This is a genomic window from Pseudomonas sp. B19(2017) (assembly GCF_002113165.1).
Classification (GTDB): domain Bacteria; phylum Pseudomonadota; class Gammaproteobacteria; order Pseudomonadales; family Pseudomonadaceae; genus Aquipseudomonas.
This window is the reverse complement of record NZ_NEJR01000003.1, coordinates 145,106-164,790: the sequence shown is the minus strand read 5'-3', so window position 1 is coordinate 164,790 and position 19,685 is coordinate 145,106. Positions and strand designations below refer to the sequence as shown.

Below are 19,685 nucleotides of genomic sequence, written 5' to 3'. Positions count from 1 at the left end.
GTCTGCGCAGTACCTGTGGGAGCCCGGCTTGCCGGCGATGGGCCGCAAGGCGGCCCCAGATTGCCTGAATCCACCTGGCCTGCTAGAAACCCACTGTCGCCGACAGCAGGTAGGTACGCGGCGTGGACAGCGTCAGCCCCGGTTCGCTGTCATCCGAGGCCCCGGCCGAACTCCAGTAGCGGTCGTCCAGCACGTTCTCGACACTGGCGCGCAAGGTCACCTGGGTGGCATCCACCTTGAAGGCATAACGCGCGCCCACGTCGTAACGCTCCCAACCGTCGATCTGCTTGCTGTTGTTCTGGTCCAGGTACTGCGAACTCGAGTGGATGCCCCGCGCCGTCAGGGTCAGGCCGTTCACCCCAGGCACGTCCCATTCGGTACCGAGGTTGACGTTGTACTCGGGCGTGGCCGGCGCGCGGTTGCCATCGTAGGCGCCGCCAACGGTATCGGTCAGTTCGCTGTCGATGTACATCACCCCGCCCAGCACCCGCACGCCTTGCACGGGCTCGCCGAACACGCTCAGTTCGATACCGCGGTTGTCGCGCTTGCCATTGGGGCCGAACACCCGCGATGCGGGGTTGGTTTCGTAGGCGGGCTGGCGGATGCGGAAGGCACTGGCAGTGAAGGCAACCTGACCCAGGTCGTACTTGGCCCCCACCTCGACCTGGCGGCTGGTGAACGGCGGGAAGATCTGGTCTTCGTTGACCGATGTCGACGGCGCGATCTTGCCCTGGCTCAGGCCTTCCATGTAGTTGGCATACAACGACAGCTGCTCGGTAACCTTGAGCAGCACGCCGCCCGAGGGTGACACCTTCTCTTCATCGTAGGCGGTCTCCCCCTTGATACCGTCGCTCCAGTCATCCACCTGCACCCGCTGCCAGCGCGCCCCCAGGGTCAGCAGCAGACGGTCGTCGAAGAAACCCAGGGTGTCGGCCAGGGCCACGCCGGAAAAGCGGTTTTCCGTGTACACCTCGGGGTCGATGCGGGTTGGCGTGCCCGGTGTAGGCGTGGCTACCGGGTGGTAGAGATTACTGGGCGCCGAGGCATAGCGGGCGCCGCCGTTGGTGAAGTCCATGTAGAAGTAGGTGGCGGCCAGATTCAGCTCGTGGCTGACCGGCCCGGTATGGAACCAGTTGCGCACGCCGGCCATGGCAGTGCGCACGGTTTCATCGCGGGTGAAGTCGCGCGGCTGCACGGTAAAGTCGCCGGCATCGTTGGTGACCGACACGTTGTGGCGCAGGAAGTCATGGTTGCTCTTGCGCGCACCGACCGCGCCATAGGCCAGCAGCGATTCGCTGATATCGTACTCGGCGTGCAGTGCACCAAAGGTGTCGTTGGTGCGCGCCTTGCTCCAGGCCTGGGCGTAGTTGTGGCGTACATCGTTGGCATCCGGCACCTTGGCATTGGCGCCGACCAGCACCCGCTCCTGTGGTGCATCGGTGTCGCGCTCGGTATGGCCCAGGTCTGCCGAAAGCCGCAGGCGCTCGCCACGAAAATCCAGGCCCAACACCGCCATTTCGCGCTCGACACGCTGGTGGTTCCACTCGGTGTCGCCGGCCTGTTTCACGCCGTTGAAGCGCACGCCGAACTGCTGCCCTTCGCCAAAGCGCCGACCAACGTCCACCGCGCCGCCTGCCTGGCTGGCCGAGGCGTAGCTGCCGGTAAACTCGGTGAGCGGCTGGTCGCCGGCCCGCTTGGGCTGCACATTGATACCGCCGCCGACACTGCCTCGCGGCGAAATGCCATTGATCAACTGGCTCGGGCCTTTGATGATGTCGACCCGGTCGGCCATTTCCATGTCGATCGAGTAGGTTGGCAGGATGCCGTACAGGCCGTTATAGGCCACATCGCTGTTGAACAGGCTGAAGCCGCGAATGGTGAACTGTTCGAAGCGCCCACCCGCCGGGTTGGTGGCGCGCACCGATGGGTCGCTGGCGATCAGCTCGCCCAAGGTCCGCGCCTGCTGGTTCTTCACCAGTTCGCTGGTGTAGCTGGTAATACTGAACGGGGTTTCCATGAAGTCGCGCGAGCCGAGCAGGCCTTGCGCGCCCTGCCGTGCCACCTGGCCGCCGGCGTAAGGTTGCGATTCGCCGCTGGCGGCCAAGCCGCCGACAATGCTGGTTGGGGCGATTTCCAGCGCCCCGCCCGCCTGGGGCGCCGGGCCCAATGTGAAGGCGCCCTCACCTACCGGCAGCAACTGTAGGCCGCTGCCGCGCAGCAGCTGCATGAAGCCTTCGTCGACGCTGTAACTACCGGACAGCCCACTACTGTGCAGACCTTTGACCAGCGCCGGGTCCAGCGAAATGCTGACACCGGCCTGGTCGGCGAACTGGGCCAGTGCAGCGCCCAGGCTGGCAGCCGGTACCTGATAGGCGCGCCGAGCCGGTTCATCGGCCCAGGCGGGTGCGCACAACAACAGGCTCATGGCGAACAACGGGCGCACTGCGCACACCAACGGGCGCAGGCTGTTAGACATTACTGCAGGCATTGAACAAGGCTCCCCTTTATTTGCTCCTACCGGTAATGACCGGCGAAGGAATAAAAGGGGACAGCCTCACGCACGATTTTCTCGCGCGGCCAGGCTGACCCAGTAACGCGTACGTGACTGCACCTGCAGTGGCAGGCTGGCAGCAAGCAAGGCCAGCACCCGGTCGGTGTCGTCGAGGCGGAAGGTGCCGGTTACGCGCAAGCGCTCCAGCTCCGGTGCCCAGCGCAACAGCCCGGGGCGGTACCTGCGCAGTTCGTGCAGCAGCTCGCCCAGTGGACGGTCGTCCAGGCGCAGCACGCCTTCGCGCCAGCCTAGCGGCCAGGCATCAAACGCTCTCGCCGGGCCAACGCCAGCCGCCTGCAAACGGGCCTGCTGCCCGGCCCGTAACAGCATCGCAGGGCCGCGTAACGGCTGCAGGCGGGCCACCCCATTGACCACCGACACCCGGCAGGCGTCATCAATCAGACGCAGACAGACCTCACCGTCATTGAGCGCCACTTGGCCGTGAGGCACTTGCAAGGTCAGGCTCAGGTCAGCAGGCACCTTGACCGCTACTTCACCGCGCAGCAGTGTCAGGCGGCGAGCACCAAGGTCGATATCCACCGCACTGTCGGTGTTCAACTGCACGAAGGTGCCATCGCTCAGCAGCACCTGCCGGCGCTCGCCTACCGAGGTGTGCAGGTCGGCTGTCCAGGCCTCCAGCGGCAGCTCGCGACTCACCAGCCAGGCCGCCGGTAGCAGCGCTGCAACCCCCAGGGCCTGCTTGAGCAGCGCCCGTCGGCCGGTATCCGGGCGGTCGAGGGTGGCCATCGCCAACGCCCCGGGCAACCCGGAAAAACGCGCGCGCAGCAATGCGGCCTTTTGCCAGGCGTCTTCGTTCAAGCTGTTGCTGGCGCGCCATTGCGCCAGGCGTTGCAAGTCCGCTTCGTTGGCGTCACCAGAATCCAGCAGTGCCAGCCAACGCGCCGCAGCACGCACAGCTTCGCGGGTGTCGGGGGAATGGCTGGTCATTGCAATTCGGCCAGCAGGCAGTGTTCGTAAGCCTGCGCCATGTAGCGCTTCACCGAGCGCTGGCATACGCCCAGGCGCTCGCCGATTTCGGCATAGCCCAGGCCTTCCAGCTGGCTCCAGAGAAAAGCCCTGCGCACCGGCGCCTTGAGGCCGTCGAGCAGTTCATCCAGCGCTTGCAGGGTTTCCAGCACTATCCAGCGCTGCTCTGGCGAAGGCACATGCTGCTCGGGCAAATGCGCCAAGGCGTCCAGGTAGGCTTGTTCCAGGCTGCGCCGTTGGTGGAAATTGCTGAGCAGGCGCTTGCCCACGGTCAGCAGGTAAGCGCGTGGTTCACGAATATCTGCCAGCGGCTGAGTACTGGCCAGGACGCGCAGGAAAGTATCCTGACTGAGGTCGGCGGCATCCCAGGCATTGCCCATGCGCCGGCGCAGCCAGTTTTCCAGCCAACTGCGATGCTCCCGGTACAGGGCAGGCAGGCTAGGCTTCGGTGGCGGCGCGGCGTCGATCATGGAGAAGGCCCTGCGGCGGCGTAAATAAGATTAATTCTAATTTACAGCGCACCACAGAACCAAGCGGTTTGTTACCGATCAGGCAATCGCCGCATCCACCAGCACCTGCGCTTCCTGTACCAGGCGCTGCAGGTGCGCCTCGTCGATGAAGCTTTCGGCGTAGATCTTGTAGATGTCCTCGGTGCCCGACGGACGCGCGGCGAACCAGCCATTGGCGGTGATCACCTTCAGCCCGCCGATCGCCTGGCCGTTGCCGGGTGCATGGCTGAGGATCTGCACGATCGGCTCACCCGCCAGCTCGGTCGACTTCACCTGCTCCGGCGCCAGCTTGCTGAGCAAAGCCTTCTGCCGCGCATCGGCCTTGGCTTCAACACGGGTGGCGAACGGCTTGCCCAGCGCCTCGGTCAGGTCGGCGTAGGCCTGGCTCGGGTTGCGCCCGGTGCGGGCGGTCATCTCGGCAGCCAGCAAGGCCGGGATCAGACCGTCCTTGTCGGTGGCCCATACCGAGCCATCGCGGCGCAGGAACGAAGCCCCGGCACTTTCTTCGCCACCAAAGCCCAGCGAGCCGTCGAACAGGCCTTGAGCGAAGAACTTGAAGCCCACCGGCACTTCGTACAGCTCACGGCCAAGGCGCCGGGTGACGCGGTCGATCAGGCCGCTGGAAACCACGGTCTTGCCAACGGCAGCATCGCTGCGCCATTGCGGGCGGTGGCGATACAGGTAGTCGATAGCCACGGCCAGGTAGTTGTTCGGCTGCAGCAGGCCGTCCGGGGTGACGATGCCGTGGCGGTCGTGGTCCGGATCGCAGGCGAAGGCCACGTCGAAGCGTTCGCGCAGGCCGATCAGGCCCTGCATGGCATATGGCGAGGACGGGTCCATGCGGATCTGGCCGTCCCAGTCGACGGTCATGAAGCGGAAGGTCGGGTCGACCTCGGTGTTCACCACTTCCAGGTCCAGTTTGTAATGCTCGGCGATCGCCGCCCAGTAGCGCACCCCTGCCCCGCCCAGCGGGTCGACGCCAAGGCGCAGCTTGGCGCCGCGGATGACGTCGAAGTCGATGACGTTTTCCAGGTCGGCCACGTAGTTGGTCACGTAGTCGTGGCGCTGGGTGGTGGATGCCTGCAACGCCTGGGCATGGTCCATGCGCTTGACGCCCGCCAGTTCAGCGGCCAGCAGTTCGTTGGCCTTGGCCTCGATCCACTTGGTCACGTCGCTGTCGGCCGGGCCGCCATTGGGCGGGTTGTACTTGAAGCCACCACTCTGCGGCGGGTTGTGCGACGGCGTGATGACGATGCCGTCGGCCAGGCCCTGGGTGCGGCCACGGTTATGGCAGAGGATGGCGTGGGACACGGCCGGCGTCGGCGTGTATTCGTCATTCTTGGACAGCATCACCTGCACGCCATTGGCCGCCAGCACCTCCAGGGCGCTGGCGGTGGCCGGTGCCGACAGCGCGTGGGTATCGGCGCCGATGAACAGCGGGCCATCGATGCCCTTCTCCTGGCGATACAGGCAGATGGCCTGGGTGATGGCCAGGACGTGGTACTCGTTGAAACTCAATTCAAGCGAAGTGCCCCGGTGCCCTGAGGTGCCGAAGGCCACCCGCTGAGCCGCCACGGCAGCGTCGGGGCGGCCGGTGTAGTAGGCGGTGAGCAGTCGGGGAATATCGACCAGCACGCTGGCCGGAGCCGGCTTGCCTGCCAAAGGACTGAGCGTCATGCAGAAACCTCGAGTTCAACGGATGTTGGTGTTGGAGCGTGCAGTGTACTGAGAGTTGCAAGGGGGCGCGATGGGCGACAGCAAAGAATCAGTGAGTACACCGCATACTCTGTGGGAGCGGCTTTAGCCGCGAAGAATACAACGCGGTGCATGGCACCGGCTGCGCCGGTGTTCGCGGCTGAAGCCGCACACAGGGTACTTGCCAGCCACCGCGGTGCCTGCTTCGCGGGCTCGCCCGCTCCCACAATGGACCCGCGCATGTCCCTCATCTCTGTAATGACCGTCTAGAGTGGTACCCATACCCACGGTAAACGAGACCCCATGGCTTTCCACCGCCTGACCCACACCCACCCGCGCCTGAGCATCGCCACCGTGGTCGGCCTGCTCGGCGCCTGGCTGATCCCCGCTGTCGACAGCGTGCAGCACATCCTCGTCGGCTGGAACCTGGGCGTGTGGCTATACCTGCTGCTGGTGCTCTACCTGAGCTGGAGCGCCAGCCCGGAAAAGGTCCGCAAGGTGGCCCGCGTCGAAGACGAAAACGCCGGCCTGGTCCTGCTCACCGTGTGCATCGCCGCCATCGCCAGCCTCGCCGCCGTTACCCTGCAACTGGTGTCCAGCCGCGGCCTGCAAGGCACGGCCCTGGCTTTGCATTACCTCTACACCGGCCTTACGGTGGCCGGCTCGTGGCTACTGATCGGCTGCATTTTCAGCCTGCACTATGCCCGGCTGTTCTATACCGGACAAAACCACGAACCGCCGCTGCGCTTCGCCGATGGCGAGCGCAACCCGGATTACTGGGACTTCCACTACTTCTCGTTCACCATCAGCGTGGCCGTGCAAACTTCTGATGTCGGCGTTGCCGGGCGGGGGTTGCGGCGGGTGGTGCTGGCGCATTCGCTGGTGGGGTTCGTGTTCAATACGGCGATTTTGGGATTCACCATCAATATCGCTGCTGGCCTGCTGGGCTGAGTCTGCTATCAATTCTGCTAGTTGCAACCGTTCGGCCCACCAAGAGACGCTTGACGCCTGAAGGTTAAATGGGTTCAGCCATGAAAACGGTTACTTCGAAAAGTTTGCTGACTCAAGCCGACACCACAAGAGCGTTCATGCGCACGACTGCAACGCCATCGCAACAGGTGTATTCACCTTATGGGTTAAGTAAGCCGAGTTCTGTTGAAAGCTTGTTAGGTTTTACTGGAGCCCTCTATGACGCCGCTTCCGGAACCTACTCGCTTGGGAATGGCCATAGAGTCTATAGCCCTTTGCTAATGCGCTTTTACCAACCAGACAGTTTTTCGCCTTTCCATGACGGCGGTCTGAACTGTTATGTCTACTGCCAGGATGACCCTATAAACTTCACGGATCCAACGGGCCGTTTCAAAATGCCGCGTCGACCAATGGCGCAGGCCAGAACAAATGGCGTCTCGCAAAATAGCTTCCGCGCATCCCAAGGTTTTAATACCCAACGCCCTCGCAGAGTTCAACAAAGGGCCGAGCAACGACAGCAGCAACGAGCACAACGCCCACAGGGTCGGCCGCAAAGAGTGCCACAAGCCCATCACCAGGCTCCGCAGCCGCACCAAGCTCCGGAAATGAACCTTGAACAACTGGTGCAAGTGGTGGATCAGGCCGTCGCGCAAGTGCAGAATATCGGTCTCCAGGCTGTAAACACTCAACAAATCCACCCTGTTGAGGTAATGCTCGCAGGCATGACACTCGCCATGACAGGAGGCTCAACCGCGGAGGCGGTCGTTACATGGATGACGACGGGTACCATCAGGAATCCCGTGGATACGACCCGTGCGATAGCAAACTACCCACGCGGTTATTCACTTGATCGTCCTCCCGTCGGCTGAGGGCAATGCCGCTCGTCCGAAAGCACCATGCCCCCAACATCAAACGCCCCTGCAGAGTTCGCCGGAGTATTTGCCGCCATCGCACGCGGAAAACGTTTGCCTGAGCGGCAATCTTCAAACTGCGATCCCTGACAAGATGTGACCTCTGTCATGCATCAGCGAATTTGTCGTATTTGCCGCCGAGAATGATGCGTGGCAGGTGCTATGGTTACTTTCCCGGCGGCCGCATCGATGTGGCCACCCGCACACCATGTCCAGGTACGGACAAGGAGGCTGGCATGAACAAGATGACGTTCCCCAACGCCTGCCAGGTGATGCGCTGGCATTTCCACCCACTGGGCTTCGAAGCCAGCATGGATGCACCGCGCAGCATGGTCGCGCGGCTATTCGATCGCGCCACCGGCGAAACCTTCCTGGCGATTGCCGGCATCCCTTGCTCGGCGATCATGGCCGCCGCCGATGTAGAGCGCATCATCGAGGCCGTCGAGGCGGAGATGGATACCTTCATGCCCGCCGCCACCTTGCGCGACGCTGTTTAGCCCGCTGCCATACTTTCCGGGCGCATGGCCTGCAACTTGCCCATGAACTGCTCGGCCGGAACCGGCTGGCCGAGCAGGTAGCCTTGCAACGAATCACAGCCCAGGCGGGTCAGGAAATCCTGCTGCTTGTCGGTCTCCACCCCTTCGGCAACGATGCGCAGGCCCAGCGCCTGGCCTAGCGCGACAATGGCTGAAACGATCGCCGCATCGTCACTGTCCTGCTCCAGCTCACGCACAAAGCCGCGGTCGATCTTCAGCTCGTTGGCCGGCAGGCGCTTGAGGTACATCAGGCTGGAATAGCCGGTGCCAAAGTCATCGATGGACAGGTCAACGCCCATGTCGGCCAATCGTTGCAGTACCGCCAGGCTGGCATCGGCGTCATGCATGGCTGTGGTTTCGGTGATTTCCAGGGTCAGGCAGTTGGCCGGCAGGTTGTTTTGCTGCAGGGCTCGGGCGACGCTCTCGACCAGCCCGGCATGGCAGAACTGGATGGCCGACAGGTTCACCGCCATGCGCCAGCCGTGGTGCCCTTGGTCCAGCCACTGGCGCATCTGCCGGCAGGCCTCGATGAGCACCCATTCGCCAATGGGGATGATCAGGCCGGTCTTTTCCGCCAGGCCGATGAAGCGGTCGGGCAGCAACAGGCCCTGCTGCGGGTGCTCCCAGCGCAGCAAGGCCTCGGCACCGATCGGCTGGCAGTTCTGGGCGTCGAACTTGGGCTGGTAGTGCAGGCGGAACTGACGCTGCTCCAGGGCCTGGCGCAGGTCCTGCAGCAACTGCAGTTGCTGGCGGGCGTTGCTGTTCATCGACACGTCGAAGAAGCTGTAGCCGTTCTTGCCGGCGCTCTTGGCGTGGTACATGGCGGCGTCTGCGTTGCGCAGCAGCTCGTGCTGGTCCTGGCCATTGCCCGGGTACAGGACGATGCCCAGGCTCGCCGTCAGTTGCAGGTCATGCTCGGCCACGCGGAACGGCCGTGACACCAGGTTGACCTGCTTGACCGCCACATCCATGGCATCGTTCGGCTCGCGCAACTGCACCAGCAGCACGAATTCGTCGCCGCCGATGCGCGCCAGGGTGTCCTGGCTGTGCAGGTGCCCGCGCAGGCGCGCCGCCACGGCCTTGAGCAGCAGGTCGCCGATGTGGTGGCCAAAGGCATCGTTGACAGGTTTGAAGCCGTCCAGGTCGATGAACATCAGGGCGAAACAGCCACCCTGCTCCGCTACCTTGGCGATGGCCTGCTCGATACGGTCGGCCAGCAGGGTACGGTTGGGCAGGTCGGTAAGGGTGTCGTGCAGGGCCAGTTGGGTCAGTTCCTGGTTGGCCAGGGTCAGCGAGCGGGCCAGCTCGGCGGTGCGCGCCTCCAGGCGGGCGTCCAGCACCGAAGTGAGCAAGGCCACCGCAAGTACCGCCAGGGTGGTGATCAGTACCAGGTAGACCAGGCCATCGCCTTGCAAACCGCCCCCCGCCAGCGCACCGCAGAAGCTGCCTTCGGGGAAGTTCGCCGCAGACATGCCCGTGTAGTGCATGCCGACGATGGCAAAGCCCATCACCACTGCCGCCAGGCCGCGAATCTGCCGCACATAGGGGGTATGCGCGCGCAGACGGAAGGCGATCCACAAGGCCGCTGCCGAGGCGCCCACGGCGATCAGCAGCGAGGCCCCGAACAGCGTCGGATCATAGTCGATGCCCGGCAGCATGCGCAGCGCGGCCATGCCGGTGTAGTGCATACAGGCGATACCGGCGCCCATGATCAGCGCGCCAAACGCCAACTGCTGCCAAGGCAGGCTCGGCTGACTGACCAACCACAAGGCAAAGCCCGAAGACAACACGGCGATCAGCAGCGAGAACGCGGTCAGGGCAAGGTCGTACCCCAGGTCGATGGGCAAGCTGAAGGCAAGCATGCCGATGAAGTGCATCGACCACACGCCGATGCCCATGGCCAATGCGCCTCCCCCCATCCATAGCCAGGCAGCCCGGCCTTTGGCCGTGGCGATGCGGCCGGTCAGGTCAAGGGCGGTATAGGACGCCAGGATCGCCACGCACAGCGAAATCAACACCAGCGAAGAGGAGTAGCTACCGGTCAGCATTGGAAGTTCCAGCGGCGGGACGGGGGGCCCGGAAAAAGCTGACGATTGTACTCAAGCTTAAGCGAAAAGCACGGGGTTTTTGCGAATGGGAATGGATCCAAAGACTACAAGGGCCTGGACGGATGCGCGGTAGCTGCAGGAGCGGCCTTGTGTTGCGATCGGGGCGCGAAGCGCCCCCAGTGATTTGTGCTTGTACCCATTTCTGGGGCTGCTTCGCAGCCCGATCGCGACACAAGGCTGCTCCTGCAGGGAGCCGCGTCCAAAGGTCGATTCAATCCTGCTCCGCAAGAGCCTGGTCGGCATCCCAGCCACCGCCCAGCGCGGCAACCAGCTGCACGCTGGCCACCAGGCGCCCCTGCAGCAGGTTCAACACACTGCGCTCGTTGCTCAGTGCCGTGGTCTGCACGTTGACCACATCCAGGTAGCCGATCAGCCCGGCGCGGTACTGGTTCTCGGTCAGGCGCAGCGACTCGCGGGCAGCATCCAGTGCCTCCTGGCGTACCACCGCTTCATCGCCATACACCTTCAATTGCACCAGCAGGTTTTCCACTTCCTTGAAGCCGTCGAGCACGGTCTGGCGGTACTGCGCCACGGTCTGGTCATACACCGCCACCGTGCGGTCTACCTCGGCACTGCGCTTGCCGGCGTCGAACAAGGTCAGTGCCAGCTGCGGGCCCACCGACCAGTAGCGGTTGGGCAGTTCGATCCAGTTGCTGAAGCTGCTGCTGGAGTACCCGCCACTCATGCTCAGGCTCAGGTCCGGGAAGTACGCCGCCCGCGACACGCCGATGTTGGCGTTGGCAGCCATCACGTTGCGTTCGGCCGCAGCGATGTCCGGGCGCCGCTCCAGCAACTGCGAGGGCAAGGCCAGCGGAATTTGCGGCAGCGCCGGAATGGCCTTGCTGTCGGCCAGGGCGAAATCGGCCGGGGCCTTGCCCAGCAACACGGCAATGGCGTTCTCGAACTGTGCGCGCTGCCAGACCAGGTCGATCAGGTCGGCCTGGGTGCTCTTGAGCTGGGTACGCGCCTGGGCCACCGCGTCCGGGCCGGCGACGCCGGCGCGGTACTGGTTTTCGTTCATCCGCAGGGAGCGTTCATAAGCTGCCACAGTGGCTTCCAACAGGCGCTTCTGCTCGTCGATCACCCTTAACTGCAGGTAGTTCTGCACCAGTTCCGACTGCTGGCTGAGGCGGATTGAGGCCAGGTCAGCCAGGCTGGCTTCGGCACTGGCCTGGTTGGCGTTGAGGGTTTCGCGCAGCTTGCCCCACAGGTCGATTTCCCAACTGACGCCGAGCTGGGCGTTGTAGGTGTTGCGAATGCCGCTGCTGTTGTTGGACAGGCTCGAACTGGAGCTGCCGGTGCCCTGGGCCGAGCGGTTCTTGCTGACGCTCAGGTCCAGGCTGGGGAACAGCGCCGCCCGGCTGCTGCGCACCAGCGCCTGGGCCTGGCGGTACTGGGCCTCCGACTGTGCCACGGTCTGGTTGCTGCGGTTGAGCTCTTCTACCAGCGCATTGAGCCCGGCATCGCCGTAGATTTCCCACCAGGCGCCGCGGGCAATGGCATCGGACGGCGTGGCCTGGGTCCAGCCTTCGGCATGCTTGAACTGGGCCGTGCTGCTCAGCTCCGGGCGGTGGTAGTCCGGGCTCAGGGTGCAGGCGCTGAGCATGGCGACGCACAACCCGGCGCCGAGCAGGCGCGAGCCACGCCCGCGGGTCAGCGTCTGCAGAGCGCGGTGAAGTGGGGTCTGGGCAAAAGTCATAGCGGGGTTTCCAGGGCGGCGTCGGTGCGCACGCCACGCCAACGGTTGAAACGGTGACGCAGGCGGTCCAGGTACAGGTAGACCACCGGTGTCGTGTAAAGGGTGAGGATCTGGCTGAACACCAGGCCGCCAATGATGGTCAGGCCCAGTGGCTGGCGCATTTCCGCGCCTTCGGCATGGCTAAGCAGCAGCGGCAAGGCACCCAGGATTGCCGCCAGGGTAGTCATCAGGATCGGCCGCAGGCGCAGCAGGCAGGCCCGGCGGATCGACTCTTCCGGTGTCAGGCCCTGATGGCGCTCCAGCTGCAGGGCCAGGTCGATCATCAGGATGGCGTTCTTCTTCACCACGCCGATCAGCAGGAACAGCCCAAGCAGCGAGATCAGGCTGAATTCGCCGCCGGTGACGTACAGCGCCAGCAAGGCACCGACGCCAGCCGAGGGCAGTGTCGAGAGGATGGTCAGCGGGTGAATGTAGCTTTCGTAGAGGATACCCAGCACCAGGTAGACCAGCACCAGCGCACCCAGGATCATCAGCGGCTGGCCTTCCTGGGTCTTGGCGAAGGCATCGGCGCTACCGCCGAGCCTGGCGATCACTTCCTCGGGCAAGCCCAGCTTGGCCACTGCGCGCTCCAGTGCCGCCATGGCCTGGTCGGGGCTGTAGCCTTCGGCGACGTCGAAGGCGATGCTTTCAGCGGCGAACTGGCCTTCGTGGCTGACCCGGTCATTGGCCAGGCTGTTCTCGTAATGGGCGATGGTCGACAGCGGTACGCGGGCACCGTCAGCGGTAATCACCTGCACCTGCTCGAGGGTGCTCGGGTCCCAGGCGTACTTCGGGTTGATCTCCAGCACCACCTGGTACTGGTTGAGGCTGTCGTAGATGGTGGAAATCTGCCGCTGGCTGTAGGCGTTGTTCAGTACCGTGGTGACCATGTCCATGTCGATGCCCAGGCGCTTGGCCTGGTCGCGGTCGACCACCAAGGTCACCTGCTGGGTGCCGGCACCGTCGCGGGCGTCGATGGCAGTCAGCTGCGGCAGTGTACGCAGCGCCGCCACCACTTTCGGGAACCATTCGCGCAGCGCCGCCAGGTCGCCGCTTTGCAGGGTATAAAGGTACTGCGACGACGTCTGGTCGCGGCCGCCGCCGCCCAGTTGCAGGTCCTGGTCGGCCATCAGGAACAGGCGCCCGCCTGGCACCTTGGGCATTTCCTTGCGCAGGCGCTCGATCACCTTCTGCGCATCGATCTTGCGCTCGCTGATCGGCTTCAGGCGCACCAGCACGAAGGCGTTGTTGGTGCCGCTGTTGCCGCCGATGAATCCGGCAACGCTCTGCACCGCCGGGTCGGCCAGCAAAGCCCGGCGATACACTTCCATTTTCGGCTGCATCACGCTGAATGACAGGCCGTCGTCGCCGCGGATGAAGCCCATCAGCTGGCCGGTGTCCTGCTGTGGCATCAGTGTCTTTGGCACCACCACGTACAGGGCGATGTTGAGGCCAATGGTGGCCAGCAGGCTGAACAGAGTCAGGCGTTTGTGGCGCAAGGCCCAGCCCAGGCTGTGGTCATAGGCACCGACCATGCGCTGGTGCAACTGATCGCTCCAGCGCTGCAGGCGGGTCTGCCCGGCCTGCTGCGGCTTGAGCCAGCGGGCACACAACATCGGCGTGAGGGACAGCGATACCACCAGCGACACGATGATCGCCGCCGCCAGGGTGATGGAAAACTCCTGGAACAGGTTGCGCACGATGCCGCCCATGAACAGGATGGAGACGAACACGGCCACCAGCGACACGTTCATCGACAGCAAGGTGAAACCCACTTCCCTGGCACCAAGGAAGGCCGCTTTCATCGGCGGTTGGCCGTCCTCGATGTGCCGGGAGATGTTCTCCAGCACCACGATGGCATCGTCCACCACCAGGCCGGTGGCGAGGATCAGCGCCATCAGCGACAGGTTGTTGAGCGAGAAACCGCACAGGTACATGACCGCGAAGGTGCCCACCAGTGACACCGGCACCGCCAGGCTGGGGATCAGCGAGGCACGCAAGCTGCCGAGGAACAGGTAGACCACCAGAATCACCAGCACCACGGCAATCAGCAGGGTGTGCTCGGCTTCCTTGAGGGTTGCCTTGATCACTGGCGAACGGTCCATCGCCACGTTCAGTTGCACGCTGGCCGGCAGCAGCGACTGCAGCGCCGGTAGCTGCGCCTTGATCTGCTCGACCGTTTCGATGATGTTGGCCCCGGTCTGGCGGTTGACCACCAGCAGTACCGCGCTCTGGTCATTGAAGAAGCCGCTGTTGTAGCGGTTCTCGACGCCGTCGGTGATGGTTGCCACGTCGGACAGACGCAGGATGGTGCCGTTCTGCTGGCGGATCACCACCGGCTCGTAGTCCTTGGCGCTTTCCAGCTGGTCGTTGGCACGCACCTGCCAACTGCGCTCGGCGTCCTCGACAAAGCCCATCGGCCGGCGCTGGTTGGCGTTGGATACCGCCGTGCGTACTTCATCCAGCGACAGGCCGTACTGATTGAGCAACTGCGGCTCGACGGCAATGCGCACCGCCGGCAGCGAGCTGCCGCCAATCTGCACCTCCCCTACCCCCGGCACCTGGGCCAGGCTCTGCGACAGAATGGTGTCGGCCAGGTCGTACAGCTGGCCTTTCTGCAGCACGTCCGAGGTCAGCGACAGCACCATGATCGGTGCCTGCGACGGGTTGATCTTCTTGTAGGTGGGCATGCTGCGCATACCGCTGGGTAGCAGATTGCGGGTGGCGTTGATCGCCGCCTGTACCTCGCGCGCCGCACCGTCGATGTCGCGGCCCATCTCGAAACCGATGATCACCCGCGTGGAGCCCTGGTTGGAGCTGCTGGTCAGGGTGGTCACGCCGGCAATGCTACCCAGTTTGCGCTCCAGCGGCGTGGCAACGGTGGACGCCATCACTTCCGGGCTGGCGCCGGACAGGTTGGCCGACACCACGATCACCGGGAAGTCCATTTGAGGTAGCGGTGCCACCGGCAGCAGGCCGAAGCTGACCCCGCCCAGCAGCATGATCGCCAGGCTCAACAGCATGGTCGCCACCGGGCGACGGATGAAAGGACCGGACAGGTTCATGCCTCGGCCTGCTTCACGTCATTGGCCGGGCGCCAGCGGCGGGCCAGGCGGTCGAAGTACAGGTAGATGACCGGGGTGGTGAACAACGTCAACACCTGGCTGACCAGCAACCCGCCGACCATCACAAGGCCCAGCGGCTGGCGCAACTCGGCGCCGGAGCCGGTGGCGAGCATCAGCGGCACGGCGCCGAACAGCGCGGCCAGGGTGGTCATCAGGATCGGCCGGAAGCGCAGCAACGCGGCCTGATAGATGGCATCGCGCGGGCTCATGCCCTGCTGGCGCTCGGCTTCGAGGGCAAAGTCGATCATCATGATCGCGTTCTTCTTGACGATACCGATCAGCAGGATGATGCCGATGATGGCGATCATGCCCAGGTCGTTGCCGCTGATGAGCAAGGCCAGCAAGGCGCCGACCGCCGCCGACGGCAGGGTCGAAAGAATGGTCACCGGGTGGATGTAGCTCTCGTACAGCACGCCCAGCACGATGTACATGGTCACCACCGCCGCCAGGATCAGCAGCAAGGTGCTCGACAGCGATGCCTGAAACGCCTGCGCCGCGCCCTGGAAGCGGGTCTGCACGCCTAGCGGCATGCCGATGTCCTTTTGCACCTGCTCGATCACCTGCACCGCCTTGCCCAGCGATGCGCCATGGGCCAGGTTGAACGACAGGGTCACCGCCGGGAACTGGCCGATGTGGGAAATGGCCAGCTGGGCCTGCCGCTGCTCGATGCGCGCCAGCGCCGACAGGCGCACCTGGCCGCCATCGGTGGCCTTGACGTGGATCGACTCCAGCGCCTGCGGGCCGATCACCGCCGCATCCTGTGACTGCAGCACCACGCGGTACTGGCTGGCCTGGGTGTAGATGGTCGAGATCTGGCGCTGGCCGAAGGCGTCGTAGAGGGCGTTGGTGATCTGCGACACGCTTATCCCCAGGCGGCTGGCCATGTCGCGGTCGATTACCAGGTACACCTGCAGCCCCTTGTCCTGCAGGTCGCTGGCCACGTCGGCCATTTCCGCGCGCTGCTGCAGCGCCTGCACCAGCTTGCCGCTCCACTGCGCCAGCAACTCGGCGTCCGGTGACGACAGGCTGAACTGGTACTGGGTACGGCTGACCCGGTCTTCGATACTCAGGTCCTGCACCGGCTGCATGAACAGGCGGATGCCCACCAGCCGGTCGACTTGCGGCTGCAGGCGGTCGATCACCTCGCTGGCAGTCACATCGCGCTCGCCATGAGGCTTGAGGTTGATCAGCAGGCGACCGCTGTTGAGTGTGGCATTGTCGCCATCGACGCCGATGTAGGACGACAGGCTCTGCACCGCCGGGTCCTGCAGGATCACCTTGCTCAGGGCCTGCTGACGTTCACTCATGGCGGCGAACGAGGTGGACTGCGGCGCTTCGGAAATGCCCTGGATCACCCCGGTGTCCTGCACCGGGAAGAAGCCTTTGGGCACCACCATGTACAGGATCACTGTGAGCGCCAGGCTGGCCACGGCCACCAGCAGCGTCAGCGGCTGGCGCTTCAGTACCCACTGCAGGGCGCTGCCGTAGTGCCTGATCAGCCAGTCTATCCAGGCGCCACTGGCGCGGTAGAAGCGGCCCTGTTCTTCTTCCTTGGGCTCGCGCTTGAGCAGGCGCGCGCACATCATCGGCGTCAGGGTCAGCGATACTACCAGGGAAATCAGGATGGCCACCGCCAGGGTAATGGCGAACTCGCGGAACAGGCGGCCGACCACATCGGCCATGAACAGCAGCGGGATCAGTACCGCAATCAGCGAGAAGGTCAGCGAGATCAGGGTGAAGCCGATTTGCCGGGCGCCCTTGAGCGCCGCCTGCATGGGCGTCTCGCCCTCCTCGATGTGCCGGGAGATGTTCTCCAGCATGACGATCGCATCGTCGACCACGAAGCCGGTGGCGATGGTCAGGGCCATCAGCGTCAGGTTGTTGACCGAGAAACCGGCCAGGTACATCACGCCAAAGGTGCCGATCAGCGACAACGGCACGGCGATCGACGGAATGAGGGTGGCACTGAAACGGCGCAGGAAGACGAACGTGACCATCACCACCAGGGCGATGGCGATCAGCAGTTCGTGCTGTACGTCCTTGACCGCGGCGCGGATGGTCTGGGTGCGATCGGTGAGCACCGAAACATCGAGGCCGGCCGGCAGGTTGTCGGTGATCGACGGCAGCAGGGCCTTGATACGGTCGACCACTTCGATGACGTTGGCGCCCGGCTGGCGCTGGATGTTCAGCAGCACCGCGTGGTTTTCATTGGCCCAGGCGGCCAGGCGCTCGTTTTCGGCGCCGTCGACGATTTCGGCCACGTCCTTGAGGCGCAGTGGTGCGCCGTTGTTGTAGGCCAGGATCAGGTTGGCGTACTCCTCAGGGGAGCGCAGCTGATCGTTGGCGTCGAGCATCGAGACCCGGGTCGGGCCGTCGAAGTTGCCCTTGGGCTGGTTGACGTTGGAGGCGCCGATCAGGGTGCGTACGTCCTCCAGGTTCAGGCCGTTGGCGGCCAGGGCATCGACGTTGACCTTGATCCGCACCGCCTGGCGCTGGCCGCCGGCGATGCTGACCATGCCAACCCCGCTGATCTGCGCGAGCTTCTGCGCCACCCGGGTATCGACCAGGTCGTTGAGCTTGGGCAGCGGCATGGTCTTGCTGGAGATGGCCAGGGTCAGCACCGGGGTGTCGGCCGGGTTGACCTTGTTGTACACCGGCGGCGCCGGCAGGTCGCTGGGCAGCAGGTTGCTGGCGGCGTTGATCGCGGCCTGCACCTGTTGCTCGGCAACGTCCATGTTCATGTCGAGGTTAAAGCGCAAGGTCAGCACCGAGGCGCCGCCGGAGCTGGTCGAGGCCATCTGTTCCAGGCCTGGCATCTGGCCGAACTGGCGCTCCAGCGGTGCGGTAACGGCGCTGGTCATGACCTGCGGACTGGCGCCGGGGTACAGGGTCATGACCCGGATGGTCGGGTAATCCACCTGCGGCAGGGCGGAAACCGGCAGCAGCTTGTAGGCGATCAGGCCGGCCAGAACGATGGCCAGCATGCTCAGCGTGGTGGCAACCGGCCGCAGGATGAACAGGCGCGAGAGGTTCATGCGCCCGCCTTGCCTGCTGCGCTACCTGGCTGTGCTTGACCAGGCTGCACATCACCAGCGCGTGCCGCCCCCTTGGCTTCCTGCCCTTGCAGGTGCTGGCCCGGGGTGGTCGGCACCTGCGAGCTGTCCTCGACCACTTCCACCTGGGTGCCTTCGCGCAGGCGGTCGGTGCCTTCCAGCACCAGGCGGTCGCCTGCCTTGAGGCCTTCGAGGATGACGGTGTTTTCGCCGTCGCTGGCGCCCACCTTGAGCTTGCGCACATTCACCTTGCTTTCGGCGTTGACCACATAGGCGAAAGTGCCGTCGTTGCCGAACTGGATCGCCGCCGCCGGGGCCAGGGTCACCTGCTTGAGGGTATCGGCCAGCAGGCGCACGTTGACAAACTGGTTGGGGAACAGGGCCAGGTCCTTGTTCTCGAAGCGGCCCTTGAACTTGAGGGTGCCGGTGGTGGTGTCGATCTGGTTGTCGATGCTGCCCAGCACGCCGGTAGACTGCAGCTTGCTGTCACTGCGGTCCCAGGCCTCGACCGGCAGGGTGGCACCGCTGCGGTAGCGCTCCAGCACGGTGCTCAGCTCGGTTTCCGGCAGGGTGAAGGCGACGCTGATCGGCTCGGTCTGGGTAATCACCACCAGCGCGGTGGTGTCGTTGGCCGCCACCAGGTTGCCCAGGTCGAGCTGGCGCAGGCCCACGCGGCCGTTGATCGGCGCGCGAATCTGGGTGAAATCGAGGTTCAGGCGGGCATCGTTGACCTGCGCCTGGTTGGTCTTCACCAGCCCCTGGAACTGCGCTACCTGCGCTTCGGCGGTGTCGAGGGTTTGCTTGGCGATGCTGTCTTCGGCGTACAGGCCTTTATAGCGGGCCAGGTCGACCTGGGCGTTCTTCAGTTGCGCCTGGTTCTGCGCCAGGGTGCCTTCGGCCTGTTGCAGGGCGATGCGGTACGGGCGCGGATCGATCTCGGCGAGCAAGTCGCCGGCCTTGACTTGCTGGCCTTCCTTGAAGTGGATCTTCACCAGCTCGCCAGCCACGCGGCTGCGCACGTTGACGGTGTTGGTCGCGGTGACTGTGCCCAGGGCCTTGTAGTACAGGGGGAAGTCGCCCACCCGCACCGGCTCGACGCGCACCGGCACCGGGTCGCTGGAACCGCCAAAGCCCGGGCGGCCGCCCATCATGCCCATGCCCTTGCCACCGCGCCCGGCACTGCCTTCTTTATGCGCAGGTGTCGCTGCAGGCCACAGCCACCAGGCCAGTGCAGCCACCAGCAGCAGGATCAGCAGGCCAACGAGCCAGCGACGAGGGGAACGGGAATTGGACGCTTGCATGGGTTGAACGAACCTTGTTCGGAATGACGGCCTGGGGAGGATGAACGATAAGCACTGGCATTGTTTTAGCAAAGCGCCTTTACCAGAGGTTTACCTTTGCCTGACGTTGCCAAGGGGTTGAACTTTAAATGAAAACGGCCCGGAAATGGTTCCGGGCCGTTTACAGGGTATTGCCTGGGGTGGCCTCTTCGCGGGCTTGCCC

General features: G+C 64.4%; 12 protein-coding genes. 3 read left to right on the top strand and 9 right to left on the bottom strand.

Features of this window, described 5'->3' with window-relative positions; translation table 11 throughout:
• Positions 1 to 82: 82 nt before the first annotated feature.
• From CAF70_RS06550 to pgm, 4 genes are all read right to left on the bottom strand, one after another.
• Positions 83 to 2,488: a TonB-dependent receptor gene (locus CAF70_RS06550; protein ID WP_085623395.1), complete on the bottom strand. Its 2,406-nt coding sequence runs from the start codon at positions 2,486 to 2,488 to the stop codon at positions 83 to 85.
• A 66-nt stretch (positions 2,489 to 2,554) separates the two neighbouring features.
• Entirely contained in the window at positions 2,555 to 3,499 is a 945-nt protein-coding gene (locus CAF70_RS06545; protein ID WP_085623397.1) for a FecR domain-containing protein, read from the bottom strand.
• Positions 3,496 to 4,008, bottom strand: a complete 513-nt coding sequence (locus CAF70_RS06540; protein ID WP_085623399.1) for a sigma-70 family RNA polymerase sigma factor — start codon at positions 4,006 to 4,008, stop codon at positions 3,496 to 3,498. The genes CAF70_RS06545 and CAF70_RS06540 overlap by 4 nt, the downstream gene beginning before the upstream one ends.
• A 78-nt stretch (positions 4,009 to 4,086) precedes the next feature.
• A complete protein-coding gene (pgm, locus tag CAF70_RS06535; protein ID WP_085623401.1) occupies positions 4,087 to 5,724 on the bottom strand; it encodes a phosphoglucomutase (alpha-D-glucose-1,6-bisphosphate-dependent) in 1,638 nt (545 codons plus the stop codon).
• A 321-nt stretch (positions 5,725 to 6,045) separates the two neighbouring features.
• Here pgm and CAF70_RS06530 point away from each other — a divergent pair, with 321 nt between their 5' ends.
• The 3 genes from CAF70_RS06530 to CAF70_RS06520 all read left to right on the top strand — a co-directional run bounded on the left by CAF70_RS06530 (position 6,046) and on the right by CAF70_RS06520 (position 8,119).
• Positions 6,046 to 6,693 (top strand): DUF1345 domain-containing protein, encoded by a 648-nt coding sequence (locus CAF70_RS06530; RefSeq protein ID WP_085623403.1) that lies wholly within the window; start codon positions 6,046 to 6,048, stop codon positions 6,691 to 6,693.
• 80 nt (positions 6,694 to 6,773) lie between these two features.
• Positions 6,774 to 7,580 (top strand): RHS repeat-associated core domain-containing protein, encoded by an 807-nt coding sequence (locus tag CAF70_RS27760; RefSeq protein ID WP_256573277.1) that lies wholly within the window; start codon positions 6,774 to 6,776, stop codon positions 7,578 to 7,580.
• 278 nt (positions 7,581 to 7,858) lie between these two features.
• Positions 7,859 to 8,119 carry a DUF1652 domain-containing protein gene (locus CAF70_RS06520; protein WP_085623407.1) on the top strand — a complete coding sequence of 87 codons (261 nt, stop codon included), beginning with the start codon at positions 7,859 to 7,861 and terminating at the stop codon, positions 8,117 to 8,119.
• Here CAF70_RS06520 and CAF70_RS06515 read toward each other — a convergent pair.
• The 5 genes from CAF70_RS06515 to CAF70_RS06495 all read right to left on the bottom strand — a co-directional run bounded on the left by CAF70_RS06515 (position 8,116) and on the right by CAF70_RS06495 (position 19,483).
• Complete coding sequence (locus CAF70_RS06515) at positions 8,116 to 10,206, bottom strand: bifunctional diguanylate cyclase/phosphodiesterase (protein ID WP_085623409.1); 2,091 nt, start codon at positions 10,204 to 10,206, stop codon at positions 8,116 to 8,118. The two genes, CAF70_RS06520 and CAF70_RS06515, sit on opposite strands and share 4 nt — an antisense overlap.
• 271 nt (positions 10,207 to 10,477) lie before the next feature.
• Positions 10,478 to 11,965: an efflux transporter outer membrane subunit gene (locus tag CAF70_RS06510; RefSeq protein ID WP_085623411.1), complete on the bottom strand. Its 1,488-nt coding sequence runs from the start codon at positions 11,963 to 11,965 to the stop codon at positions 10,478 to 10,480.
• A complete protein-coding gene (locus tag CAF70_RS06505; RefSeq protein WP_085623413.1) occupies positions 11,962 to 15,069 on the bottom strand; it encodes an efflux RND transporter permease subunit in 3,108 nt (1,035 codons plus the stop codon). Before CAF70_RS06505 ends, CAF70_RS06510 begins: the two co-directional genes overlap by 4 nt.
• Complete coding sequence (locus CAF70_RS06500; RefSeq protein ID WP_085623415.1) at positions 15,066 to 18,164, bottom strand: MdtB/MuxB family multidrug efflux RND transporter permease subunit; 3,099 nt, start codon at positions 18,162 to 18,164, stop codon at positions 15,066 to 15,068. The genes CAF70_RS06505 and CAF70_RS06500 overlap by 4 nt, the downstream gene beginning before the upstream one ends.
• Positions 18,161 to 19,483 carry an MdtA/MuxA family multidrug efflux RND transporter periplasmic adaptor subunit gene (locus tag CAF70_RS06495; protein WP_085623417.1) on the bottom strand — a complete coding sequence of 441 codons (1,323 nt, stop codon included), beginning with the start codon at positions 19,481 to 19,483 and terminating at the stop codon, positions 18,161 to 18,163. The genes CAF70_RS06500 and CAF70_RS06495 overlap by 4 nt, the downstream gene beginning before the upstream one ends.
• Between the last annotated feature and the right edge of the window lie 202 nt (positions 19,484 to 19,685).